23 protein-coding genes are annotated in these 24,655 nt (G+C 54.9%); 15 read left to right on the plus strand and 8 right to left on the minus strand.

Going from position 1 to position 24,655, the window contains the following annotated elements; translation table 11 throughout:
• Positions 1 to 545 precede the first annotated feature (545 nt).
• Complete coding sequence (queG, locus tag ACN0VL_RS13030; protein ID WP_417618057.1) at positions 546 to 1,694, minus strand: tRNA epoxyqueuosine(34) reductase QueG; 1,149 nt, start codon at positions 1,692 to 1,694, stop codon at positions 546 to 548.
• Here queG and ACN0VL_RS13035 point away from each other — a divergent pair.
• From ACN0VL_RS13035 to ACN0VL_RS13080, 10 genes are all read left to right on the plus strand, one after another.
• Entirely contained in the window at positions 1,693 to 3,225 is a 1,533-nt protein-coding gene (locus tag ACN0VL_RS13035) for an NAD(P)H-hydrate dehydratase (protein ID WP_417618059.1), read from the plus strand. The genes queG and ACN0VL_RS13035 overlap by 2 nt on opposite strands.
• A complete protein-coding gene (gene tsaE, locus ACN0VL_RS13040; RefSeq protein ID WP_417618060.1) occupies positions 3,188 to 3,655 on the plus strand; it encodes a tRNA (adenosine(37)-N6)-threonylcarbamoyltransferase complex ATPase subunit type 1 TsaE in 468 nt (155 codons plus the stop codon). Before ACN0VL_RS13035 ends, tsaE begins: the two co-directional genes overlap by 38 nt.
• A complete protein-coding gene (locus tag ACN0VL_RS13045; RefSeq protein ID WP_417618062.1) occupies positions 3,652 to 4,965 on the plus strand; it encodes an N-acetylmuramoyl-L-alanine amidase in 1,314 nt (437 codons plus the stop codon). Before tsaE ends, ACN0VL_RS13045 begins: the two co-directional genes overlap by 4 nt.
• A 1-nt stretch (position 4,966) precedes the next feature.
• Entirely contained in the window at positions 4,967 to 6,802 is a 1,836-nt protein-coding gene (gene mutL / locus ACN0VL_RS13050; protein ID WP_417618064.1) for a DNA mismatch repair endonuclease MutL, read from the plus strand.
• Positions 6,792 to 7,736: a tRNA (adenosine(37)-N6)-dimethylallyltransferase MiaA gene (miaA, locus tag ACN0VL_RS13055; protein WP_417618066.1), complete on the plus strand. Its 945-nt coding sequence runs from the start codon at positions 6,792 to 6,794 to the stop codon at positions 7,734 to 7,736. Before mutL ends, miaA begins: the two co-directional genes overlap by 11 nt.
• Positions 7,737 to 7,771: 35 nt before the next feature.
• The gene (hfq, locus tag ACN0VL_RS13060; protein ID WP_417618068.1) at positions 7,772 to 8,038 is read left to right on the plus strand and encodes an RNA chaperone Hfq; all 267 of its coding nucleotides are present in this window, start codon (positions 7,772 to 7,774) and stop codon (positions 8,036 to 8,038) included.
• A gap of 75 nt (positions 8,039 to 8,113) precedes the next feature.
• A complete protein-coding gene (gene hflX, locus ACN0VL_RS13065) occupies positions 8,114 to 9,400 on the plus strand; it encodes a ribosome rescue GTPase HflX (protein ID WP_417618070.1) in 1,287 nt (428 codons plus the stop codon).
• A 46-nt stretch (positions 9,401 to 9,446) separates the two neighbouring features.
• Positions 9,447 to 10,619 carry an FtsH protease activity modulator HflK gene (gene hflK / locus ACN0VL_RS13070; protein ID WP_417618072.1) on the plus strand — a complete coding sequence of 391 codons (1,173 nt, stop codon included), beginning with the start codon at positions 9,447 to 9,449 and terminating at the stop codon, positions 10,617 to 10,619.
• 3 nt (positions 10,620 to 10,622) lie between these two features.
• Positions 10,623 to 11,513 carry a protease modulator HflC gene (hflC, locus tag ACN0VL_RS13075; protein WP_417618073.1) on the plus strand — a complete coding sequence of 297 codons (891 nt, stop codon included), beginning with the start codon at positions 10,623 to 10,625 and terminating at the stop codon, positions 11,511 to 11,513.
• Positions 11,514 to 11,644: 131 nt separating this feature from the next.
• The gene (locus tag ACN0VL_RS13080; RefSeq protein WP_417618075.1) at positions 11,645 to 12,961 is read left to right on the plus strand and encodes an adenylosuccinate synthase; all 1,317 of its coding nucleotides are present in this window, start codon (positions 11,645 to 11,647) and stop codon (positions 12,959 to 12,961) included.
• 196 nt (positions 12,962 to 13,157) lie between these two features.
• Here ACN0VL_RS13080 and ispB read toward each other — a convergent pair whose 3' ends face one another.
• Positions 13,158 to 14,132, minus strand: coding sequence for an octaprenyl diphosphate synthase (gene ispB / locus ACN0VL_RS13085; protein ID WP_417618077.1), 975 nt, complete (start codon positions 14,130 to 14,132; stop codon positions 13,158 to 13,160).
• A 237-nt stretch (positions 14,133 to 14,369) separates the two neighbouring features.
• Here ispB and rplU point away from each other — a divergent pair, with 237 nt between their 5' ends.
• From rplU to folA, 4 genes are all read left to right on the plus strand, one after another.
• On the plus strand, positions 14,370 to 14,681 hold the full coding sequence (gene rplU, locus ACN0VL_RS13090; RefSeq protein WP_188630616.1) for a 50S ribosomal protein L21: 312 nt from the start codon (positions 14,370 to 14,372) through the stop codon (positions 14,679 to 14,681).
• A 17-nt stretch (positions 14,682 to 14,698) separates the two neighbouring features.
• Positions 14,699 to 14,956, plus strand: a complete 258-nt coding sequence (gene rpmA, locus ACN0VL_RS13095) for a 50S ribosomal protein L27 (RefSeq protein WP_417618079.1) — start codon at positions 14,699 to 14,701, stop codon at positions 14,954 to 14,956.
• 118 nt (positions 14,957 to 15,074) lie between these two features.
• The gene (cgtA, locus tag ACN0VL_RS13100) at positions 15,075 to 16,253 is read left to right on the plus strand and encodes an Obg family GTPase CgtA (RefSeq protein WP_417618081.1); all 1,179 of its coding nucleotides are present in this window, start codon (positions 15,075 to 15,077) and stop codon (positions 16,251 to 16,253) included.
• A gap of 3 nt (positions 16,254 to 16,256) precedes the next feature.
• On the plus strand, positions 16,257 to 16,739 hold the full coding sequence (folA, locus tag ACN0VL_RS13105) for a type 3 dihydrofolate reductase (protein ID WP_417618083.1): 483 nt from the start codon (positions 16,257 to 16,259) through the stop codon (positions 16,737 to 16,739).
• Positions 16,740 to 16,817: 78 nt separating this feature from the next.
• Here folA and ACN0VL_RS13110 read toward each other — a convergent pair whose 3' ends face one another.
• The 6 genes from ACN0VL_RS13110 to lptD are packed head-to-tail and all read right to left on the minus strand — an operon-like array spanning position 16,818 to position 23,516.
• Positions 16,818 to 17,654 (minus strand): symmetrical bis(5'-nucleosyl)-tetraphosphatase, encoded by an 837-nt coding sequence (locus tag ACN0VL_RS13110; protein WP_417618085.1) that lies wholly within the window; start codon positions 17,652 to 17,654, stop codon positions 16,818 to 16,820.
• Entirely contained in the window at positions 17,654 to 18,028 is a 375-nt protein-coding gene (apaG, locus tag ACN0VL_RS13115; RefSeq protein WP_417618087.1) for a Co2+/Mg2+ efflux protein ApaG, read from the minus strand. Before apaG ends, ACN0VL_RS13110 begins: the two co-directional genes overlap by 1 nt.
• A gap of 2 nt (positions 18,029 to 18,030) precedes the next feature.
• A complete protein-coding gene (gene rsmA / locus ACN0VL_RS13120; protein WP_417618089.1) occupies positions 18,031 to 18,837 on the minus strand; it encodes a 16S rRNA (adenine(1518)-N(6)/adenine(1519)-N(6))-dimethyltransferase RsmA in 807 nt (268 codons plus the stop codon).
• The gene (gene pdxA, locus ACN0VL_RS13125) at positions 18,830 to 19,819 is read right to left on the minus strand and encodes a 4-hydroxythreonine-4-phosphate dehydrogenase PdxA (RefSeq protein ID WP_417618091.1); all 990 of its coding nucleotides are present in this window, start codon (positions 19,817 to 19,819) and stop codon (positions 18,830 to 18,832) included. The genes rsmA and pdxA overlap by 8 nt, the downstream gene beginning before the upstream one ends.
• A complete protein-coding gene (gene surA / locus ACN0VL_RS13130) occupies positions 19,816 to 21,132 on the minus strand; it encodes a peptidylprolyl isomerase SurA (RefSeq protein ID WP_417618093.1) in 1,317 nt (438 codons plus the stop codon). The genes pdxA and surA overlap by 4 nt, the downstream gene beginning before the upstream one ends.
• A 23-nt stretch (positions 21,133 to 21,155) precedes the next feature.
• On the minus strand, positions 21,156 to 23,516 hold the full coding sequence (lptD, locus tag ACN0VL_RS13135; protein WP_417618095.1) for an LPS assembly protein LptD: 2,361 nt from the start codon (positions 23,514 to 23,516) through the stop codon (positions 21,156 to 21,158).
• Between the two features lie 249 nt (positions 23,517 to 23,765).
• Here lptD and djlA point away from each other — a divergent pair, with 249 nt between their 5' ends.
• The gene (djlA, locus tag ACN0VL_RS13140) at positions 23,766 to 24,572 is read left to right on the plus strand and encodes a co-chaperone DjlA (RefSeq protein ID WP_417618097.1); all 807 of its coding nucleotides are present in this window, start codon (positions 23,766 to 23,768) and stop codon (positions 24,570 to 24,572) included.
• Positions 24,573 to 24,655: the final 83 nt, after the last annotated feature.

Below are 24,655 nucleotides of genomic sequence, written 5' to 3' on the forward strand. Positions count from 1 at the left end.
GGGAATAGCTCAGCTGGTAGAGCACAACCTTGCCAAGGTTGGGGTCGCGAGTTCGAATCTCGTTTCCCGCTCCAAATATAAAAAACCGACCTGAAGGTCGGTTTTTTTATGCCTGTTTTTCATATCCCTATTGTTTGTATAAAGGTGTCACCTTCAGGTGTTGGCGTAGCCGCCGGGATGGTCAGGGTGTGATGTCGTGTAATACCAATCCCATTAAACAAATGCTCTATTTCACTTCTGGGTAAACGTCGGACAAAGGGGCCGCTCCACCGACCCGCTTCAGATGAATGACACTCATCGTTTCAGCCAGCTGCGAGCATTCACTGGATACTCGGTCAGGCTGAAACGATTCGTCACGGCGAGGCAAGCTCGCCCCATGTACGCTCAAGCACATGACGTCCCTGTCATGTGATGGTCGGCGGAGCAGATCCCTTTGCCCTCCTGATACTGCGGAGTCGCCTGTGTTGCCTCAGGTGCTCCGACTCAATAGCTGATCTGATTGGTATTAGTCTAGCCATGCATATTCCCACATGACTGTGTTTGCCTCACTCTTCACGATCAAAACGGGCATGGATGGGCATGCCTTTATCCACGGCGCGGATCAAACGTTCTGTTTTGCGGCCGATCTTTGCCAGCCCGGCTCTTTGCTGCGCCAATGCCCAGTCAATATGCTCCAGCACCATGTCATCCAGATCCTCTTGCTGACGTTTTTGCTCCAGCGCCAGCATGATGCCGGGGCTGACCGGTGCATTGCCCAGGGCGACGGCAATATTGCGCAGCCAGCGTCGATGACCAATGCGCCGAATGGGGCTGCCTTCGGTTTGCTTGAGAAAATAGGCTTCGCTCCAGTCGAACAAGGCGAGCAGCTCGGGAGCGTGCAGGTTATCCCGGGCCACAAAGTCAGGCTCCTGACTGGCACCGGCAAACTTGTTCCAGGGGCAGATCAACTGACAGTCGTCACAACCGTAGATCCGATTGCCCATCAAGGGGCGTAACTCGACGGGAATCGGGCCATCCTGTTCTATGGTGAGGTAAGAAATACAACGCCGGGCATCCACCACATAAGGCTCAACGATGGCGCCGGTGGGGCAGGCTGTTATACAGGCGACGCACTTGCCGCAGCCTTCTTTTACTGGCTGGTCGGTTGGCAGTGGCAGGTTGACCAGCAACTCGCCGAGAAAGAAAAACGAACCCTGCTGGCGATTAATCAACAGCGAATGTTTACCGGTCCAGCCCAGTCCCGCCTTGGCGGCCAGGGGGCGTTCCAATACCGGGGCCGAGTCGACAAAGGGCCGTGCCACGAGTTGCTGCGCGCGTTGCTCTATACGATCCGAGAGCTTCTTCAAGCGCTGGCGCATTACCTTGTGATAATCCCGGCCCAGGGCGTAGCGGCTGATATAACCCAGCTCAGGCTTGCTCAACACGCTGGCGATGGCCGCCTGCTCGGGCAGGTAATTCATGCGTACCGAGATGACCCGCAAGGTGCCGGGCAGTAACTCGTGGGGGCGGGCGCGCATCATGCCATGGCGCGCCATATAGTCCATGTCGCCGTGATATCCCTTGCTGAGCCAGTCGGCCAACAGTGGCTCATGCTCGGCCAGGTCGGTATCGGTAATACCCACCTGGTTAAAGCCTAGCTCTGCTGCCCAGAGCTTGATATCGTGCGCTAAGGTCTCAAAATCGGGAGCTGTCATGGATATTATCAATCTGGAAAAGTCCCATAGTCTAACACAATCGGTATGGACCTCGGAGCAGATCCGGCGCGGCGAACGACTGGCGGTGGCGAGTGCCGGAATTACCTTGTTCGAGTTAATGACACGTGCCGGTCAGGCGGTATTTGCACAGGCCCGCCGTGCCTGGCCCGAGGCCCGTCGTTGGTGGATTTTTACCGGTGGCGGTAATAATGCCGGCGATGGTTACATAGTGGCGCGGCTGGCACGGGACGCCGGTATTGAGGTGGACGTGATACAGCTGGGGGACGCGGGTCGTTTGACGGGAGATGCGGCCACGGCGCGGGATTATTATCAGGCCCAGGGTGGTGTTATCGGGCAGCTGGAAGGGGTGCAAGGATCCCCAGACTTGATCATAGATGCGTTATTGGGGACCGGGTTAACAGGCCCGTTATCCGCCGCCGTCGTGCAACATATTCGTCGGATCAATCAAAGCTCGGCTCCGGTGCTGGCAGTCGACCTGCCTTCGGGGCTGTGTGCCGACACCGGACAGATATTGACTGAGGCGGTGGTGGCCGATCAGACCCTGTGTCTGATTGGGCTCAAGGCCGGGGTGCTGACCGGGCGCGGCCCCGATGTCACGGGCAAAGTATTGCTGGCGGATTTAGACATGCAGGCGTTGCTGGCACATCCCCCAGTGGCGAGCTTGATGCACTGGCAGCAGCAGCGAGCCGCTCTGCCGGCCAGGCGCCGTGGTGCCCATAAGGGGGAGGTTGGGCGCTTGTTGATTGCCGGAGGTCACCAGGGGATGAATGGTGCGATTCGCCTGGCAGGGGAAGCGGCGTTACGCTGCGGCACCGGTTTGGTGCGCCTGGTGAGCCATGACAGCCATGCACACTTATTGAATATGATGCGCCCCGAATTAATGACGGCGGTTTTTCCCGACTTTAGTGACTGGCAGTGGGCCGATGCCCTGGTATTGGGCCCAGGACTGGGGCGGGATGACTGGTCTTTGGGGCTATTTGAAGCTGCCTTTGCCAGTGGCCAGCCCATGGTCATAGACGCAGACGCCTTGTGGTGGCTGGCCAGGCGATATCAATCATTACCAGGGCAAAGATCCTGGGTGCTCACGCCGCATTCGGGAGAGGCGGCCACACTACTGCATTGCACCGTGGCCGAGATTGAAGCCAATCGGCTGGCGGCGGTGCAGGCACTTCAGCAACAATATGGCGGTGTGGTGGTATTAAAAGGAGCGGGGAGCTTGATCGCAGATGAGGGGAGTGTCAGTTTATGTCATTATGGCAACCCCGGCATGGCATCGGGTGGGATGGGCGATTTGTTATCTGGTATAATCGGCGCTTTCATGGCTCAAGGCTTGTCTCCTTTCAATGCTGCCTCACTGGCGGTGTGTTTACACGGTTTAGCCGGCGATATGGCCGCCACCCAGGGTATGCGGGGATTGCTGGCGTCGGATTTACTGTCTCCACTTAGAAGCCTTATCAACCAAGATGACGACTATGACAACAAACACCCTGAATCTGTCCCTGGCCGATGAACAGCAGACGCTGGCGCTGGGCAGCAAACTGGCCCAGTCTTTTGGTACGGCCACCATTATCTTTCTCCATGGCGATCTGGGCGCGGGCAAGACCACGCTGAGCCGAGGCGTGATCCAAGGGCTTGGGCATCAAGGCAAGGTAAAAAGCCCCACCTATACCCTGGTTGAGCCTTATCAGGTAGGAGGCTGGCAGGTGTATCACTTTGATTTATATCGGCTGGCGGATCCGGAAGAGCTGGAATACATGGGGATTCGTGATTACTTTACCCCAGACAGCCTGTGTCTGGTCGAGTGGCCAGAGCGAGGCCATGGCATGCTGCCCGCACCCGATATGGAAGTGACCCTGAAATATGAAGGGGTGCAGAGAGTGGCGCGCATTGAAGCGAGAACCCCGGTTGGAGTGGCACTATTGGAGAAACTCACAGCGTGAAGGCGATACTGGTATTCATCTGCTTTTGGTTCAGCGTGTCGGCCTGGGCAAATCAGCTGGAAAGCATTCGGGTCTGGCCCTCGCCAGACAATACCCGCATCGTGCTCGATATGAGCTCGGCGCCGAGCTATAAATATTTTATGCTCACCAATCCTCATCGGCTGGTGGTGGACTTGAGCGACACCCAGAATCGGGTGAAATTTGCCGCCATCCACAATAAAAGCGAGCTGATCACCAAGGTGCGTCACAGCACCCCACCGGTAGCCGGCAGCTATCGTTTGGTGTTTGAGCTTAAACAGAGCGTCAAGCCGGTGGTGTTCCCTTTGGCGCCCGCCGGAGACTATGGCCACCGGCTGGTGATCGACTTGCCCTACAATGACGCCAGTCGGGCGCGGCAGCCGATAGTCCGCAAACCCGCCCCCATGGGGCAGAAAGAGGTGGTGATTGCCATTGATGCGGGCCATGGTGGTGAAGATCCCGGGGCGATAGGACCGAAGAAAAATCAGGAAAAACACATCACACTGGCCATATCTCGACGGCTGGCCGATCTGATCAACAAAGAGCCGGGCATGCGGGCGGTAATGACGCGTACCGGCGATTACTACGTTAACCTTAATCGTCGCTCGGAAATTGCCCGCAAGGGCCGCGCCGACTTATTACTGTCGATTCATGCCGATAGCGTGGCCAACAGTGGTCCTCGTGGCGCCTCGGTCTGGGTGTTGTCGTCCAATCGGGCCAACCGGGAAATGGCGGGCTGGCTGGAGAAGCAAGAGCGTCAGTCGGAATTGCTGGGTGGGGTGGGCGAGGTGATTTCCCAAACCGATGGCAACCCTTATCTCACCCGCACCTTTCTCGACTTGTCGATGGACAGATCCCGTGCGGACAGCTACGCCATCAGCGAGCATATATTGTCAGCCATGGGCAAGGTAGTGCGTTTGCACAAGAGTAAACCAGAGCATGCCAGCCTGGCGGTATTGAAGTCGCCGGATATCCCTTCGCTGCTGATTGAGGCGGGCTTTATTTCCAACCCGGAAGAAGAGCGGTTGCTATTGACGGCGGCCCATCAGCAAAAAGTGGCGCAAGCGGTATTTAATGGCATTAAATCCTATTATCGACAAAACCCGCCCAGTGGCACCATGATGGCCAACCAGGCGGCGGACAAGCCACAACAGCACACGGTGCGTACCGGTGAGAGCCTGTCTCTAATTGCCCAACGTTACGGGGTGAGCGTGAGCCGCCTGAAAGGCCACAACCGTTTGAGTTCCGACGTGGTGCGCATTGGTCAGGTATTGGATATACCAGGGAGCTGATATGGCCATTCAGATATTACCTGCCCGTTTGGCGAACCAGATTGCCGCCGGGGAAGTGGTGGAAAGACCGGCCTCTGTGGTCAAAGAGCTGATTGAAAACAGTCTGGATGCCGGCGCGACCCGCATCGATATCGACATCGAAAAGGGCGGCGCCAAGCTGATCCGACTGCGAGATAACGGCTGCGGTATCAGTAAAGACGAGCTGGCGCTGGCGCTATCGCGCCATGCCACTTCCAAGGTCAGTTCGCTGGAAGATCTGGAGCAGATCATGAGCCTGGGCTTTCGTGGCGAAGCCCTGGCCTCGATCAGTTCGGTGGCGCGTCTGACGCTCACCTCCAGAACGGCCGAGCAGAGCGAAGCCTGGCAGGCCATGGCCGAAGGGCGGGACATGGAAGTGAAGCTGATGCCGGCTTCGCACCCCCAGGGCACCACCCTGGAAGTGAGCGATCTGTTTTTTAATACCCCCGCGCGGCGCAAGTTCATGCGGACCGAAAAAACCGAGTTTGGTCACATAGACGAAGTGGTGCGGCGCATTGCGTTAAGCCGCTTCGATCTCGACCTGGTATTACGTCATAACGGCAAGCAAGTACGCCAGTACCGTGCCGGTCGCCTGCCTTCCCAGCAAGACAAGCGGTTGGCGGCCGTGTGCGGGCCCGCCTTTATCAACTCGGCACTCAAGCTGGATAGCGAGCATCACGGTTTTCGGCTGTGGGGCTGGATTGCCCCTCCGAGTGCGACACGCGCCCAGCCCGACGTGCAATATACCTATGTGAATGGCCGCATGATGCGCGACAAGCTGCTCAATCACGCGGTGCGCCAGGCCTATGGCGAGCGGCTGCCGGCCGACAGTCATGGGGCCTTTGTGTTGTACCTGGAGCTGGATGCAACAGAAGTGGATGTGAACGTGCACCCGGCCAAGCATGAGGTGCGGTTTCATCAATCCCGTCTGGTGCATGACTTTATTTATCAGGTACTGGCGCAGGCTTTTGAACAGGCACCACTCATTGAGTCCGCAGAGCCATCGCCCTCGACCAGTACTCACGGCGGAACCAACTGGGACGAAGAGCCAGCCCATTCCCCCCAGCTCAGAGAGGCGGTCAGATATCAGGCGCCTCGACATGGCTATGGTGGCTCGGCGCGAGAAAGCACGCCAAGCAGCATCAGTCGCGGCGAATGGCAGGGCATAGATGGCCTGTTGACGACAGTGGCGGCCGAGCCGGGTTCGACTGCTTCCTTTGACGCAGGTTCGGTTCCCGAATCCGTCATTGCCACAGGGGAGGGGCTATCCCCGGAATACGGGCAACCGTTACAGCTGGTCAAGGAAAGAGGCCTGGTGCTGTGGTACCAACAGCAGCTGTGGTTGTGTGACCTTAACCGCGCCATTGCCTATGCCGATGGCCTTGCCCTGTTTGCCGTCTGGCAACAGGGGTTAACGCCACAACCGCTGTTATTGCCCATTCGGCTCAGTTTGTCGTCCGAGCAGCATCAAGCCCTGGCGCGGCATCACCTACAGTTGCAAAAACTGGGGCTGGAGTTGAAAAAGGCTCCCGGCGACACCATTATTCTGACTCGGGTTCCGCAACCACTGCGTCATGCCGACCTGGCGCGCCTGTTTCCCGAGTTATTAACTCGACTGGATCAAGAGATGGCGCCGGCGGATTTATGCCAATGGTTAACTGCCCAGGGCAGTGCCCATCGCCAGTCCTGGTCCATGGCCGAGGCGGTGGCGTTGTGGCAGCGGCTACAACCTCAGCTGCCAGTCGAGCTGGAGGCATTGCCCTTTTTGCAGCCGCTGGCGCTGGAACAACAATTAGACAGGTGGATAAATGGGGACTAAGCCCCTGGCAATATTTTTGATGGGCCCGACGGCATCCGGTAAAACCAGCCTCGCGATGGAGCTGTGTCAGACCTTGCCGTGTGACTTGATCAGCGTCGATTCGGCACTGGTCTATAAAGGCATGGATATCGGCACCGCCAAGCCCACGGCGGCAGAGCAGACTGCGGTCCCGCACCGGTTGATCGACTTGCTGGATCCCGCCGAGGCGTATTCGGCCGCCGATTTCAGGCGTGATGCCCTGGCCGCGATGGCCGAGATCACGGCCGCGGGGCGTATTCCCTTGCTGGTGGGCGGCACCATGCTGTATTTCAAAGCCTTGCTGGAAGGCTTGTCGCCTCTGCCCAGTGCCGATGCCGACGTCAGGGCACAAATAGAACAGGAAGCACAACAGCAGGGCTGGGAAGCGTTGCATCGGCAGCTGGCCGCTCTGGATCCGGTGGCCGCCGCCAGAATTCATCCAAACGATCCCCAGCGTTTGTCTCGAGCATTGGAGGTTTTTCGTGTCTCTGGCAAGACGCTAACAGAATTAACACAGCGCAAGGGTGATCCCTTGCCTTACAAAGTGTTACAGTTTGCCATTGCGCCTCGTGAGCGCGCCGAATTGCACAAGCGGATTGGTGAGCGTTTTCGTCTGATGCTGGACCAGGGGTTTGAACAGGAAGTTCGCGCCTTGTATGAACGAGGTGATTTACATCCGGATCTGCCGGCCATTCGCTGTGTCGGCTATCGTCAGATGTGGGATTACCTGAGCGGTGTTGTCGGCTATGATGAAATGATAGAGCGTGGTACAGCCGCCACCCGACAGCTGGCCAAGCGGCAGCTGACCTGGCTAAGGGGATGGCCGGATTTACAGTGGCTGGATACCGATAATAAAACGCTTTGTCAGGATGTAGTTGCCCAGATCAGGCAGGCTCATCATGAAATACAACAATAACAATTTTTATAATGACAAAAGATAAGGACAACAACATGGCTAAGGGACAATCTTTGCAGGACCCGTTTTTGAATGCGCTGCGCCGAGAGCGGGTCCCTGTCTCTATTTATCTGGTGAATGGCATCAAGCTACAAGGACAAGTAGAGTCATTCGATCAATTCGTTATTTTGCTGAAAAATACAGTGAGCCAGATGGTGTACAAGCACGCGATTTCAACCGTGGTACCCGCACGTCCTGTGCTTCATCTGATCCCGCCTGCGGCCAGCGCAGACGCGGCTGCCCCCGAGCAGGACCAGGATTGAGCTTGAGTTATTACCCTATGCTGACTCCGCTGTGCGATTTGCCGCACGGCGACTTTATACTATGGAGGGCGCACCTTGTTTGAGCGTTATCAAGGAGGCGAGTCCGCGATTCTGGTTCATGTCAATTTTGCCGACGACAGCGAACGGGAAGATCTGGAAGAGCTGGAACTGCTGGCCGATTCGGCGGGCGTCAGCATCTGCTCGGTACTCACCGGTAGTCGAACTGCACCGCAGCCCAAGTTTTTTATTGGCACCGGTAAAGTCGACGAGCTGGCGAGCCTGGTACAAATGCATGGCGCCGATGTGGTGATTTTCAACCACAGCCTGAGCCCGGCCCAGGAGCGTAACCTGGAGCGAGAAATAAAATGCCGGGTGCTGGATCGTACCGGTCTTATCCTGGATATATTTGCCCAGCGCGCTCGTACCCACGAAGGTAAGCTGCAGGTCGAGCTGGCTCAGCTTCGCCATCTTTCTACTCGCCTGGTCAGAGGATGGACTCACCTTGAGCGACAGAAAGGGGGCATAGGATTGCGTGGCCCGGGTGAAACCCAGCTGGAAACCGACCGACGTTTGTTGCGGGATCGCATTAAATATATTCAAAAACGATTGGAAAAAGTATCGCGCCAGCGTGAACAGGGCCGTCGGGCCCGCAAGCGTAACGCGTTACCGACTTTATCACTGGTGGGCTATACCAACGCCGGAAAGTCGACGCTGTTCAATCGGCTGACCCAGTCGGATGTGTATGCGGCGGACCAGCTGTTTGCGACCCTGGATCCCACCTTGCGCAAGCTGGAATTACCCGATGCCGGCATCACCATACTGGCCGACACCGTTGGGTTTATTCGTCATTTGCCGCACGATTTAATTGCCGCTTTCAAGGCAACCCTGCAAGAAACCCGGGATGCAGACTTGTTGCTGCATGTGGTGGATTGCGCCGATGAGCAAATGCGTGAAAACATCGACGAGGTCAATTCGGTGCTGGAACAGATTGAAGCCGATGACGTCCCCGTACTCATGGTATTCAATAAAATAGACAAGCTGGACAATCCCACCAGTCGAGTCGAGCTGGATGAAGAAGGTAAACCGCGGGCCGTCTGGCTGTCGGCACAAGAGGCATTGGGCATGGAGCAACTGCTCGATGCCCTGAACCAGTTGCTGGCTGGTGTGCTGGTAGAACACAGGTTGACGTTGCCGGCATCGGCATCAAAGCTGCGCAGTCGGCTTTATGCCATGAAAGGAGTAGTAAGCGAATCGTTTGGCGAACAGGGTGAGTTTGTGGTCGATATCCGGCTGCAGCAAGCTGATTGGCAACGTTTGCGTAAGCAGGAAGATGAGCCGTTAGAACGCTTTATAAGCGATTGATTGCTTGGTAAAGTTACTTTTATAAATCAGAAAAACGGAGAGACAAATGGCTTGGAATGAGCCTGGAAATGGTGGCAAAGACCGTGACCCTTGGGGGAATAACGGCAAGCAGCAAGGTCCGCCAGATCTGGATCAGGTAATTCGTAACCTGAGTAATAAATTGAGTGGTTTACTGGGGCGTCGCGGCTCGGGCACCGGTGGCGGAGGTGGCCTCGGCTCTTTCGGCATAGTGGTCGGCCTGGTGATTGCCCTGGTCGCCTGGGTCGTGAGCGGTTTCTACACCATAGGTGAAGCGCAGCGCGGCGTGGTATTACGCTTTGGTAATTATTACCAGACCGTTGAGCCTGGCCTGAGCTGGAAAGTCACCTTCATCGATCGAGTATTTCCGGTTGACGTAGAGTCGGTGCGGTCACAACCTGCGTCCGGCTTTATGCTGACCAAAGATGAAAACCTGGTACGGGTTGAAATGGAAGTGCAGTATCGCGTGCTTGAGCCACGGGACTACCTGTTCAACGTGACCAATGCCGACGACAGTCTGCATCAGGCGCTGGATAGTGCCTTGCGTTATGTGGTGGGTCACAGCACCATGGATGACGTACTGACAGTGGGTCGTGAGCGAGTGCGTCAGGAAACCCGTGCCCTGCTGGACGAAATTATCGAGCCGTACCAGTTAGGTCTGGCGGTGCTGGATCTTAACTTCCTGCCGGCGCGTCCGCCGGAAGAAGTAAAAGATGCCTTCGATGATGCCATAGCGGCACAGGAAGACGAACAGCGCTTTATTCGTGAAGCCGAAGCCTACGCTCGTGAAATCGAGCCCAAGGCCCGCGGTCAGGCCAAGCGCCTGCTGCAAGAAGCCGAAGGTTATAAAGAGCAGGTTGCCCTGCGTGCCGAAGGTGAAGTGGCGCGTTTTCGCGAGTTGCTGCCTCAGTATCAATTACAACCTGAGTTAACCCGCGAGCGTATTTACCTGGAGACCATGGAAGAGATTTACAGCAAGGTCAACAAGGTCATCGTCGATACCCCCGAGGGGAGTAATAACATGATGTATCTGCCGCTGGACAAGCTGCTTGAGCAGAGCGCCAACCGCAAGACCAAGGTAGATCCTAATATCATCACCTCTGATTATATTAATGGCTTACAACAGCAAGCGGGCTCGGACAGCGGACAAGCTGGCTCGAATTCCGATAGAAGTTCCATCCGTCCGACAGGGAGAAACTAAGCCATGAAAAAAGGTTTAATGGTGATTCTTGCCCTGGCTGTTATCGTACTTTATGCCTCTGTATTCGTGGTAGTTGAAGGCGAACGGGGCATAGTGCTGCAATTTGGCAAGGTGAAGCGTGAGCAGGGAACGGAGCAACCCACCGTATACGGACCAGGCTTGCACTTTAAGGTGCCCATGATAGACCAGGTTCGTAAACTGGATGCCCGTTTACAGACCCTTGACGATCAGGTGGATCGCTTTGTTACCTCGGAGAAGAAAGACCTGATCATCGACTCCTACGTAAAATGGCGCATCGACAACTTCGCCAACTATTATCTGGCCACGGGTGGCGGTAATCGTCTGCAGGCAGAAAACCTGCTGCGTCGACGTATTAACAACAGCCTGCGTTCCGAAATCGGTAGCCGTACCATTCGCGATATCGTGTCCGGCGAGCGGGGCGATGTGATGGAAAGCGCATTGCGCGGTCTGCTGGATTCATCTTCCGAACTGGGGATCAAGGTGCTGGATGTACGGATCAAGCAGATCAACCTGCCGACCGAAGTGTCCAACTCCATCTATCAGCGGATGCGCGCCGAGCGTACTGCGGTAGCTCGAGAGCACAGATCACAGGGTCGTGAACAGGCCGAAATCATCAAGGCAGAAGCGGATCGTCGGGTCACCGTCATGATTGCCGAAGCTCAGCGTAATTCACGCACACTGCGTGGTGAAGGTGATGCGTCGGCGGCCAATATTTATGCCGAGTCCTACGCGGCAGATCCGGAATTTTTCAGCTTTATTCGGAGTCTCGAAGCCTATCGTAAAAGTTTCGAGCATGGGGGTGACATGATGATCCTCAAACCGGATGGCGAGTTCTTCCGTTTCCTCAAGGATCCTTCGGGAAAAATCCAGTAAAACCAAAGCCCGGGCAGCCGGGCTTTTTTCTGCCCGAGTTTTTCCAGGCAAGTTTGGCTTAGTATATTCCGAATCTGGTCAAAATTTGATAGACTCGGTTTTTAATAACTTAACAGTTAGTGAAAGGAAAAATGGGACAAAACGTTGTGGTACTTGGCACCCAGTGGGGTGACGAAGGCAAGGGTAAGGTCGTAGACCTTCTGACTGATAAAGCCCGTTATGTCGTACGTTATCAGGGGGGCCACAATGCGGGCCATACTCTGGTTATCGACGGTAAAAAAACCGTTCTTCACCTTATTCCATCAGGTATTTTGCACGATAACTGTACCTGCATCATTGCTAATGGTGTGGTGTTATCACCAGACGCCTTGCTGAAAGAAATGGCAGGTCTGGAAGCCAGCGGTGTGCCGGTGCGCGAGCGCCTGGTGCTGAGCGAAGCCTGTCCTCTGATCCTGCAGTACCATGTTGCCATGGACGTTGCTCGTGAAGTGGCTCGTGGCGCCAATGCAATCGGTACCACCGGTCGTGGTATTGGCCCTGCCTATGAAGACAAAGTTGCTCGTCGCGGTTTGCGCGTGGGTGATCTTGCCAACATGGACACCTTTGCCGTCAAGTTGAAAGAAGTCGTAGAATACTACAACTTCCAGCTGACCGGTTTTTATGGTGTTGAGGCCGTATCTTACGAAGAGGTACTGGAGCAAGCCAAAGGCTATGCCGAGCTGCTGACCAGCATGGTCGTCGATGTGAGCGATGTGCTGGATGTGGCCCGTAAAAACGGTGACAAGATTATGTTCGAAGGCGCCCAGGGCACCTTGCTGGACATCGATCACGGTACCTATCCTTATGTGACCTCGTCCAATACCACTGCTGGCGGCGTTGCCACCGGTTCCGGTTTTGGTCCTTGCTACCTGGATTATGTACTGGGCATTATCAAAGCCTACACCACGCGCGTTGGCTCAGGTCCTTTCCCTACCGAGCTTTACGACGGTCAAGAGAAGCTGGATGCAGCCGGTAAACACCTGGGTACTGTGGGCCATGAATTTGGTGCGACTACCGGTCGTTTACGTCGTACCGGTTGGTTAGACCTGGTTGCCATCAAGCGCGCGATTCAGGTGAACTCCATTTCAGGTTTTTGTCTGACCAAGCTGGATGTACTGGACGGTCTTGAAGAGATCAAGATTTGTGTGGGCTATCAAATGCCGGACGGTTCTATCAAGGACGTGCCACCCATGGCCGCCGAAGATTATGAAACCGTGAAGCCAGTTTACGAGACCATGCCCGGCTGGAGTGAGAAGACCTTTGGTGTTGTAACTCTGGAAGGTCTGCCTCAGGCGGCCCGTAACTATATCAAGCGTATTGAAACCCTGACCGGCGTACCAGTAGACATCATTTCTACCGGCCCGGATCGCGAAGAAACCATGATTTTGCGTCACCCGTTTGATGCATAATTAGCCACGTCTATCGCGAACTAAAACGCCAGCTCATCGAGCTGGCGTTTTTATTGGGTGAGTGAGGGGCGAGGCGTAAAGAGTGAAGGGGAAATAAAGCACTGCCTTTCGTCGCCAGCAATTTATTCGGCGGAACGACAGAGCAAGAGCTCGGCTTGGTTTTTCACTTCACACTTAACTCTTCACGCGCTTAGCCTCAGCTGCTGCGGTCTACCGCCATGCGGGCGAGGGCAATCAGCGCCGACTTGTGTTCGGAGTCGGGCAGGATACTCAAACTGTCGATGGCTTTCTGGGCCTCCTGCTCGGCTTTTTGCTGGCTGTATTCCAGCGCCTGAGTGTCTGCCAGAATGCCCATGATTTCTTCCAGGTGATCCATGCCGGTGCGGTTGGCGATGGCATCGCGGATGCGCTCACGCTGGGTATCATTGCCTACGGCCATGGCGCGCAGCAAGGGCAGGGTCGGCTTGCCTTCGGCCAGATCGTCGCCGACGTTTTTACCCATGTTGCCGGCATCCGAGCTGTAATCCATGATGTCATCTACCAGCTGAAATGCCGTGCCCAGATATTTACCGTAATCCAGCATCGCCTGTTCAATGTCAGCCGGTTGATGGGTCAGCACGGCGGCCAGCCGGGTAGCGGCTTCAAACAGCTTGGCCGTCTTGCAGTAAATCACCTGCATATAACTGTCTTCGGTGGTGTCGGGATCGTTGCAGTTCATCAGCTGCAGAACCTCGCCCTCGGCAATGATATTGGTGGCGTCGCTGAGGATGTTCATGATTTTCATGTTATCCAGCTCGGTCATCATCTGAAAGGCGCGGGTATACAGAAAATCGCCCACCAGCACGCTGGCCGCATTGCCAAACAGGGCGTTGGCGGTGTCTCGACCACGGCGCAAGTCGGACTCGTCCACCACATCGTCATGGAGCAGAGTTGCCGTGTGAATAAATTCGATAATGGCGGCCAGGCTAATGTGGGCATCGCCATTGAATCCGAGGGCACGGGCGGCCAGCACGGTAAGCTGTGGGCGCATGCGTTTACCGCCTGCGCCCACAATGTAAAAACCGAGCTGATTGATTAACGCCACGTCTGATTGCAGTCGTGACATAATTAAATTATTGACCGATTGCATGTCTTGCTCGGTCAATTTTTTTATTTTATTGATATCTACCATAACGTTATAAGCCAAACGACGCAGTCAAAAGCCATTGATGAAGGTGATTTTACACTATTTGTTAAAGGTATAAAGCCGCCGAGCCGCGCTTTGACATCTTGATGGATAAGACGCATTTTTTTATGGTTGCACTCTTGTCTCATCCTCGCAATCTGCGTACAATACGCGACCATTGTAGAACAGTTTTAGTGCACGCCCTCAGAGGGTAAACAGTGCCAATAAATCGGAGTTAAAATCATGTACGCGGTAATCCAAAGCGGCGGAAAACAGCACCGTGTAGCCGAAGGGCAGGTGATTCGTCTAGAGAAGCTGGACGTTGAAACTGGCGCTTCTGTCGAATTCGACAAAGTGCTTATGGTTGCTCAAGGTGAAGACGTTAAAGTTGGTGTTCCTTACATCGACGGTAGCAAAGTAGTGGCTGAAGTCGTAGCTCACGGTCGTGGCAAAAAAGTCAAGATCGTTAAGTTCCGTCGTCGTAAGCACTCTCGCAAACAGCAGGGTCATCGTCAGTGGTTCACTGAAGTGAAAATCACTGGTATCAGCGCCTAAGAGGGGAGTTAAGTTCCATGGCACATAAAAAAGCAGGCGGCTCAACTCGTAACGGTCGCGATTCAGAAAGCAAACGTCTTGGTGTTAAGCGTTTTGGTGGTGAAAATGTCCTGGCGGGCAACATCATTGTACGTCAGCGCGGCACTAAGTTTCACGCCGGCGACAACGTAGGCCTGGGCAAAGATCACACTCTATTCGCCAAAGCCAGCGGCAAGGTGAAGTTTGAGATTAAAGGTCCCAAGAACCGCAAGTTCGTAAGCATTGAAGCTGAGTAAGCATCAAGCTGGACTAAAAAAGCCCCGCCTACTGGCGGGGCTTTTTGTTTTATAAAAAGCACATTCAGCATTCGAACCGGATACACTGGGATAAGAAAGCGAATGGGAGAGTAATGCAATGAAATTTGTTGATGAAGCACAAATCCGGGTTGAAGCCGGTGACGGTGGTAACGGTTGTGTGAGTTTTCGCCGTGAAAAATATATCCCCAATGGTGGGCCCGATGGCGGCGATGGCGGCGATGGCGGCGACTTGTACATGCTGGCCGATGAGAACCTCAACACCCTGATCGATTACCATTTTGAACGTTTTCATCGTGCCGAACGGGGCGAAAACGGCCGCAGCAGTAACTGTACCGGTAAACGCGGCCAGGATTTAGTGCTCAAGGTACCGGTCGGTACCCGGGCCAAAGACGAAATGACCGGCGAAATACTCGGTGATTTGACTCGCCACGGGCAAAAATTGCTAGTGGCCAAGGGCGGCTTCCATGGTCTGGGTAACGCGCGCTTTAAAAGCTCGGTTAACCGTGCTCCTCGCCAGAAAACCAATGGTACCCCGGGCGAAATCCGCGAAGTCTTGCTGGAGCTGCTGCTGCTGGCAGACGTGGGTATGCTGGGTTTGCCCAATGCCGGCAAATCGACCTTTATTCGCGCCGTGTCTGCGGCCAAGCCTAAAGTGGCCGACTACCCCTTTACCACCCTGGTGCCTAACCTGGGCGTAGTGCGTTGCGATGGCCATCAAAGCTTCGTCGTGGCCGATATTCCCGGTTTGATTGAAGGCGCCGCCGATGGTGCGGGATTGGGGATTCGTTTCCTGAAGCACCTTGAGCGCTGCCGTGTGCTGTTGCACATAGTGGATATACTGCCGATCGATGAGTCGGATCCTGCCGACAACGCCGAGATCATTATCAATGAACTGGTGCAATACAGCGAAACGGTAGCCAACAAGCCCCGCTGGTTGATCTTCAACAAGCTTGACCTGGTCATGGAAGATGAAGCCGAGGCCATTATCGAGCGCGTGATAGAGCGTCTGGACTGGCAAGGACCGGTATTCCGTATCGCTGCCATTAGCAAAGAAGGCACTCAGGAGCTGACTCAAGCCCTGATGAACTTCCTGGAAGAAAACCCACGTACGCAAAAAGAGCTGGAAGATGCGCGCGAGCCGGTTAACTTCAAGTGGGATGAATATCATCAAACCACACTCGGCAAGCATGCCGAGCCGGAGGATGATATTGACGAAGACGATGATGACTGGGACGACGAAGAAGATGACGGTCACGTTATCTATACACGAGAATAAGCCATGTTGGTGTCGATGATAGTGGCGATGACGCGTAACGGCGTCATCGGCAAGGACAATGACATGCCGTGGCACCTGCCGGGTGATCTGGCGTATTTCAAGCAAACCACGCTGGGCAAGCCGGTGGTCATGGGGCGTAATACCTTCAACTCTATCGGCAAGCCTTTGCCGGGGCGGCGCAACATTATTGTTAGCCGCAGCCTGAGCGAGGCGCCGTCAGGCACCGAGGTGGTGGCGTCCCCCGCGGCTGCCCTGACCTTGTTGCAGGATGAAGCCGAAATCATGGTGATGGGCGGGGGCCAGCTGTATCAGGCATTTCTGCCCTTGAGTCAGCGTTTGTATCTGACCCGGATAGAAGCCGAACTAGACGGAGACACCTACTTCCCGTTTCAGGCTGCAGACTGGCAATTAAAGTCCGAACAGGTGCGCCCAGCGGATGAACGCAACGAATATGAGTGTCGGTTTCAGGTATTTGAAAGAAGCTGAAGCGTGCAGGAAGCAGCGTGAGGTGTTGAGGTGTTTTATTTACCTCTTACCCCTCACGCTTTCTCCTTCACACATTATTTACGCGTAAACAGGGCAGGCAGTGGCGATACGCTCGCCGCTTTCCCAGCATAACAGCGTCATACTCCCCCCCCAGACACAGCCGGTATCCAGCGCATGAATACCAGGCATCTCACACTGACCTTCCAATGCCGCCCAATGGCCGAAGATCAGCGGCGGATCCTGATGATCGCCACGCAGGGTGAACCAGGGCACCAGATGCTCGGGCGCCTCGCTCACGGTCGCTTTGTGGGCCAGATCCAGCCGACCATCCTGATGGCACAAGCGCATGCGGGTAAAGCCGTTGATGGTAAAGCGTAATTGCTCAAGATCGGATAAGTCGGAGCGCCAAAAATCGGGCTCATTGCCATACATCTGCGCTAACCGTTCTTTATAGTGGGCCGAGCGTAATTCAGTCTCAGCACTGCGGGCCGCCTGCCGTGCCTGCTCCAGGCTCCATTGCGGGGGGATGCCGGCATGGGTCATGACAAAGCCATCAGCCTCGGCATTCGCGGTATCTGTATGGTATTCCGCCAACAGGGGTTGATGGCGTAGCCAATACAGCAGGTCGGCACTATCGGTCGCCTGCAATATGGGGCTGACCTTATCGGCCGTCTTGAGCTTGCCAATGCCATTGGCTACCGCCAGCAGGTGCAAGTCGTGATTACCGAGTACCGTGGTAGCGGCGTTGCCCAACGCCATCACACGGCGTAAACAGCCTAGTGAGTCCGGGCCCCGGGCAACCAGATCGCCGGTCAACCAGAGTTGATCCCGTGAAGGATTGAGTCCCACTTCGGCCAACAGAATATCCAGCTCGGTGAGACACCCCTGCAAGTCACCAATAATATAGGTTGCCATCAGTTAATCAGATTGGGCAGGGCGAGACGAAATGCGGCTATGGGGGCCTGGAATTCATCCCCGTTTTCCTGGCTCATGGTGTAGCTGCCTTCCATGACGCCTACCGGTGTTTCCAGACTGACACCGCTGGTGTAGGTAAACTGCTCTCCCGGCGCGATGCGCGGTTGCTCGCCAATCACACCGCTGCCTTCCACCTCTATCATCTTGCCGTTGGCATCGGTAATCAACCAGCGACGGCTTATTAACTTGACGGGAACGTCGCCACGGTTAGCAATAGTAATGGTATAGGCAAACACATAATTCTGTTCATCGGGCGTTGAACGCTCGGCTAAATAATGTGGTTGTGTGGTGATATGAATTGCGCCGGGAGTCATGGTTATTCCTTGCGTTGGGCCAAGGCGTTGGCCAATACAACATATTGTACCAGCGAGAGCTGTTCTGGCCGAGCGGTAGGATCCAGCCCCAGGGCGGTGATTTGCTCGACACTGAACAGATGGCTCAGGCTGTTGCGAATGGTTTTGCGACGCTTGCCGAAGGCATCGGCGGTCACGCGAGATAAACAGCGGATATCGGTCACCGGGTGAGGCGGTGTGGCATAGGGCAGCAGCTTGACCACGGCCGAGTCGACCTTGGGCGCGGGCTTGAACGCTTCCGGGCCCACTTCCAGCACGGGGACGACCTGACAATAATATTGTGCCATCACACTCAGGCGGCCATAGGTCTTGCTACCCGGACCTGCGGCCAGACGATTCACCACTTCCTTTTGCAGCATAAAATGCATGTCTTCGACGCAAGCGGCAAACTCGAACAAATGAAACATCAGTTGCGTCGAGATGTTGTAAGGCAGGTTGCCAAAGATTTTCAGCTTCTTGCCCGGCTCCTGCAGCTGGGAAAAGTCAAACTTCATGGCATCGGCCTGATGAATATTCAACTTGTCTTTCAAGAAGGGATGAGTGGCCAGACGCGCGGCCAGATCCCGATCCAGCTCCACCACATTCAGGCGGTTAATGCGATCACAAACCGGGCCGGTGAGGGCGCCCAGACCCGGACCAATTTCAACCATGGTAAATTCATCGCTGGGATGAATGGCATCGACTATCTGGTCGATAACATAGTCGTCGTGCAAAAAATTCTGGCCGAAGCGTTTACGAGCCTTATGCCCTTGGTGAACTTTACTATTCATCGCGTTTTTCTATCATTTCAATGGCCTGATTAAGCGCGCACAGCATGCTGCCCGCATCGATTTGGTCGGTTCCTGCCAACTCCAACGCCGTACCATGATCCACTGAGGTGCGGATAAAGGGCAGGCCCAGAGTGATGTTAACCGCTTGGCCGAAGCCAATGTATTTAAGGACCGGCAAGCCCTGATCGTGATACATGGCCAGGAAGGCATCGGCATCTTCCATATACTTCTTCTGGAAAACCGTATCCGATGACAGCGGACCGACCAGGTCCATCCCTTCGGCTCTCAGAACGTCGAGGGCCGGAATAATAATATCCAGCTCTTCGCGGCCAAGGTGTCCATCTTCACCGGCATGCGGGTTTAATCCACACACATAAATGCGTGGATTGGGCAGGGCAAACTTGCTTTTCAGATCCGCATGTAAAATACGAATGACTTTGCTCAGGCGCTCTTCGGTGATGGCCTTGGCCACATAGGCCAGCGGGATATGGGTGGTGACCTGCGCCACCCGTAACCCCGGGGTGGCAAGCAACATCACCACATCGGGCACATTGGCCTGCTGGGCAAAAAATTCGGTATGGCCACTAAAGGACACGCCCGCTTTATTAATAATGCCCTTGTGCACCGGGCCGGTAACCACGGCGGCAAATTCACCACTCATGTTACCGTCCGAGGCCCGTTTCAGCGTCTCGAGCACATAGAGGCCGTTGGTTTCATCCAGCACGCCTGGCTTGGCCGGGCTGGCCAGCTTGACCGGGGCTATGGTGAGAGTGCCGGCTCGTTGCGGTTTGGGAGGCAGTTCAGGCTGATAGGGCTGCAGGGTCAAGGATTTACCAAGGGCCCTGGCCCGAGCCTGAATCAGATCGGGGTCGGCAATGACCACCAGTTCTACTGGCCAGTCTTGCTCGGCAAGGGCCAACATCAGTTCGGGGCCAATGCCGGCAGGCTCGCCAGGTGTTATCGCGATACGTTTACAAATCACAGTTCACCGTTTGATAGAGTAGTGTCGACAATACGGATATAGGCTTCATCCTTCAGCTCGTCCAGCCAGGTTTGCACTTCTTCGGTAAAGCGACGATTAAAAATCAGCTTGTAGGCTCGTTGTTCGGTAGCTTGCTCGGTGGCATCCATCACCCGCTTATCTTCCAGCTTGACCAGGTGCCAACCGTGTTCTGAGCGGAATGGTTCGCTAAGCTCACCCACCTTGAGTTGACTGACCGTGTCACGAAAACTGCTGACATACATTTCCGGTGCCGCCCAGCCTAAATCACCGCCGTTGATGGCAGACCCCGGGTCTTCTGAAAACTGCTCGGCCAGCTGTGACATGCTGGCTGTGCCTGCGCGAATAGAGCGGGCAAAGTCGGCCAGCATGGACTGAGCTTTGTCTTCGCTCATGATAATGGAAGGCTTGAGCAAAATATGGCGAGCGCGCACTTCTACCGCTTGCACGGTTTGTGCCGTAGCGCCTTGCATATCAAAAATAGTCAGAATGTGCAGGCCGGCACCGGAGCGAATAGGACCAATAATATCACCCTTACGGTTATTCTTCACCGCTTCGCTGAACAAGGAGGGCATTTCATTGATACCCAGCAAGCCCCAGTCGCCACCTTCCAGGGCTTTGGGCCCCGCGCTGTTGGCTATGGCAAGCTGGCGGAAGTCTGCGCCTTGTTTCAACTGCTTGATCAAGGTTTCTGCCTGGCTGCTCGCCTGGCGAAGCTGTGCTGTGCTGGGGTTACCTGGTAGCGGTAGCAAGATATTTCCCACTCGGTAGCGGTTCTGGTTCTGTCCCTGCTCCTTGATCATCTGCACTACCTGCTTTACTTCCTGATCGGAAATATTGATGCGACGGCGCACCTGGTTGCGAGCCAGCTCACTGAGCAGAATTTCGTTGCGTACCTGTTCCCTGAACTGGCCATAGGTAATGCCCTGGGCGGCTAATCCACTGCGCAGCTGCTCCGGGGTTTTCCCTTCGCTGCGAGCCACATTCGCTATTGCCTGCTCCAGTTGGGTATCGGTAATGCGCAGTCCCAGGCGCTCGGCCAACTGTAACTGCAGGCTTTCGAGTATCAGTCGTTCCAGGGCCTGCTTACGCAGTGCCTGTTCATCGGGTAGTGATTGCCCCGCCGCCTTGGCGCTGTTTTTAACCTGATCGACCAGGCCGGCCAGTTGGCTTTCCAGCACCACGTCTTTATCGACCACGGCAACGACTTTATCCAACATTTCAACTGCGTGGCTGGCTGTTGAAAGCAGCCCCAAACAGGCGGCAATCAACAGCTGTTTACATCTTTTTTTCATGACAAATCCTGTGCGCAATAACATCAATTATTTAAATTAAAAGGCCGATAATAAGGCAATAAACTGGTGCCCGGCGAGAAATCACCGTCACCGGTACCAAATGAGCTCAGGCCCTTGAGTTCGAATCGCAGCCCGATAAGGGTCTCCTGCTCGGTTTCAGTCGGGTTGAGCAGCCGGTCTTCTTTTTGCGATTGCTCCCACACCAGGCTGACCGCCCAGCAGCAAGAGTCGTAACGCAGCCCTATCAGACTATCGATATTACGATTGAGTTCAATATCACGATAATGGCCGCCAATCAGACGCCATTGCGGATCCAGCGGCCAGGAAAACGTCCCCCCCAGCTGGTTAAGATCGCTCCCCAGGTTGCTGGCATCGGGGAAGTAGTCCTGGTTCAGGTGACGAAAGCCCAGTTGTGCCAGTCGGCCCTGGTTGTTGTATTCCAGGGTGATATTACCGGCGGCAAACCGCTGGTTGTGGGTGTCTTGCTGAGCCTCGGTGTGCACAAACCAGTTGCCGTCTATATTGAGATCACCCTCAAAGGTCAAAAAAGAGCGCTTGGCATCATTGGGCTCATCATTGGGGAATAGCTGCACTCTGGGGGCGGTGAAGTTATAGGTTTGTGCCAGTGCCAGACGCAATCGTTCAACGCTGTCGGCGTCGTAAATGCGACTGGTAAAGCCGGCGGTGATTTGGTTGGCATCACTGATCCGGTCCAGGCCGGCAAAGCGGCGGTCGCTGAACAGGCTGTAATAGTCCTGACGCATATCTGTGGTGTCGTACAGGCCGATATTATTCTGATCCTTGAAGGGCACATACAGGTATTGCAGCTGCGGCTCTATGGTCTGGGTAAAGTCCTGAGCAAACCATTGGGTCTCCCGGTCGAACACCAGGGTGCCGTTGAGTCGCAAGCGTGGCAATAGCCGATCCACACTGCTATCCAGTTCATCCGGGGTAAATCCCTGGGTGTTTTGGTAGTAGCTTGACAGTGTATCGGGAATATCCTGCTCGTAATGGGTGTAGTAGGCCCCCACATCGGCGGTCAGCTGAGCGCCGGGTTGATTCACCACCGAATACACCAGCTTGGGCTCGGCATGCACACGAGTGGCTTCATATGCCTCGTTTGAGTCGTTTTTAAATTGCGTGACTTCGGCATCGAGCCCCAAGTCAAACTTGCCAAAGCCCTGATAGCTGGTGAGCGCCACGCTGGGGGCGAGCTGAAAGGGCATGGTGTTCAAATCAGATCTCAGGATCTGGTAATCACGGACTTCGGTGGTTAATTGCCAATGTCTATCGTAGTAGCCGCCACGAAAGGACTGCATCAGCTGATCATCAACCAGTTGGCCTACCGGGGGGGAAAAGTCAGTGAAATAGCCATTATCCCAACCGGCCACTTTGGTGTAGTCGGCACTGGCACGCCAGTGGCCTTCGGCATCGAAGCGGGCAGTATGGCGCCAGTTCAGTAGCCAGCGCGCTTCGTCTTTCCATTGCGTATTTTCCAGCACATCGTCACTCGCCAGATACTCCCCGTATAAAGTGCCGCTCTGGCCCGCCACCGGCAGGTAGCGAAACTCGAGTTGCGACATGGTGCCGCGCTTTTCCATATAGCGGGGGGTGAAAGTGGCGTCGTAATTGGGCGCGATATTCCAGTAATAGGGCAGGCTGATATCGGTGCCGTTACTATTGCTGACATCGTAGGTGGGATACAAGAAGCCGCTGAGGCGTTCGTCTTTGACCGGAAACCTGAGATAGGGGAAATAAAAGACGGGCACGTCACCTAGCCATAGCACCGCATTCCAGGCCTCGCCAAAGGGTTCATCCTGTTCAACCTGAACTGTGCTGGCCTTCAGTTGCCAGACTTCCGAGTTGGGTAGGCAGGTGGTGTAACTGGCACCTTTCAAATCAATTTGATTGGTGTTGTCGCTTAACAGAACCTGACTGGCCTGGCCACGCCCCGGCTCACCGTGAAACTGGTAATGTGCTTGCTCAAGCTGGGTATCTTTGCTGGTGAGGTTGCCGGTAAGGCGTTGTTCGCTGTCTACGCTGATGGTGCCATCGGTATAATGGATATTACCTTCTGCCAGTACATCGCGGCTCGACTGCTCCAGTTCCATATAGTCGGCGCGGAACCTGCGTTGCGCTTGCTCTACTTCGACATCACCACGATATAATATTTTGCCGTCGCGGCTGGCATCCAGCACATCGGCGGTAACGGTAATGGGGGCCTGGGTATTATTGCCTGAAGCGGAGTCCACCCGAAGCGGAACATGGCTAAAGCAGCGGCTAAAATTAGAGGCGGCTTCTGTTGCGCTGTCCTGAGTGTTTGTTTGGGCCTGAGTGAAGCCCGAAAGCAGCAACAAGGGTAAGCCGATAATCCGTATTCTCATGGGTTGACGCTCGCATCCTGGTGGCGACACCGCCTTCTGTGGCTAGTTGAGCTTTTGGTGTCATTACTTTATTGTAACGGGATATGATAAAGCATTCTTGCGGCTAGCACTATGGCCTGCTTTAGTACCACATTTTCTTTTAGGATCCCGCCCATGAGCTTAGCTGCTTTTCATCGGCTTTCTTTGCCGATATGCCTTTATGTTGCCTGCCGGCACAGTTTTTCGATGCATGTGTTTGAGGAATAATGGATGCTGGCACATATAAAAGGCAAATTGATTGGCTGCCTGTTCGGCTTTTTGATTGGTAATCTGCCGGGAGCATTGCTGGGCTTATGGTTAGGGCACCTTATTGACAAGAAGCTGGCGAATGCCTGGGTGTTCAATAAAAGTGCACAAGCCGAGTTCCTTTACACCACGTTTGCCACCATGGGACATATGGCCAAATCCAGCGGGCAGGTGACCAGCGAAGAAATCCGCCTGGCCGAACAATTGATGACGCAAATGCGCTTGCAGGGCGAGCTGCGAGTGCAGGCGCAAAATGCCTTTCGCGAAGGCAAAGATGCCGCTTTTCCCTTGCAGGAAACCCTGCGCCGCTTTCGAGCCCGGGTTAAAGACAGCCGCAACCTGTTGCGCTTTTTCATGGAAATTCAGTTACAGCTGGCCTTTGCCGATGGCGAACTGCACCCTGCCGAACGACGCCTGCTGCTGACCATAGCCCGGGAGCTGGGTTTTTCCGAAGCCGAGCTGGAACAGCTACTGGCGTTTGCCGAGGCGCAGTTGCATGGTTTTCATCAAGGCTCGGGTCACGCTAACGGCGGCCGGCAGGCACAACCCTCCGCAGACCGGTTACGGGATGCCTATCGGATTCTGGAAGTGGCAGACAATGCCGACGACAGTGAAGTAAAACGCGCCTATCGTCGTCAGATGTCGAAACACCATCCCGACAAACTGGTGGCGCAAGGCTTGCCGAAAGAGATGATGGAAATGGCCAAAGAAAAAGCCCAGGATATTCAGCAAGCATGGGAAACCATTAAAAGCGTACGTAATATCCGATAAAAAAACGAGCAGCCGTCAGCTAAAGACATCGCCAAAACCCAAGGTCATAGCCTCCATCAATATCCTTCTTTGGCTTGGCCCTG

The organism is Oceanisphaera sp. (assembly GCF_048268965.1).
Lineage (GTDB): Bacteria > Pseudomonadota > Gammaproteobacteria > Enterobacterales > Aeromonadaceae > Oceanimonas.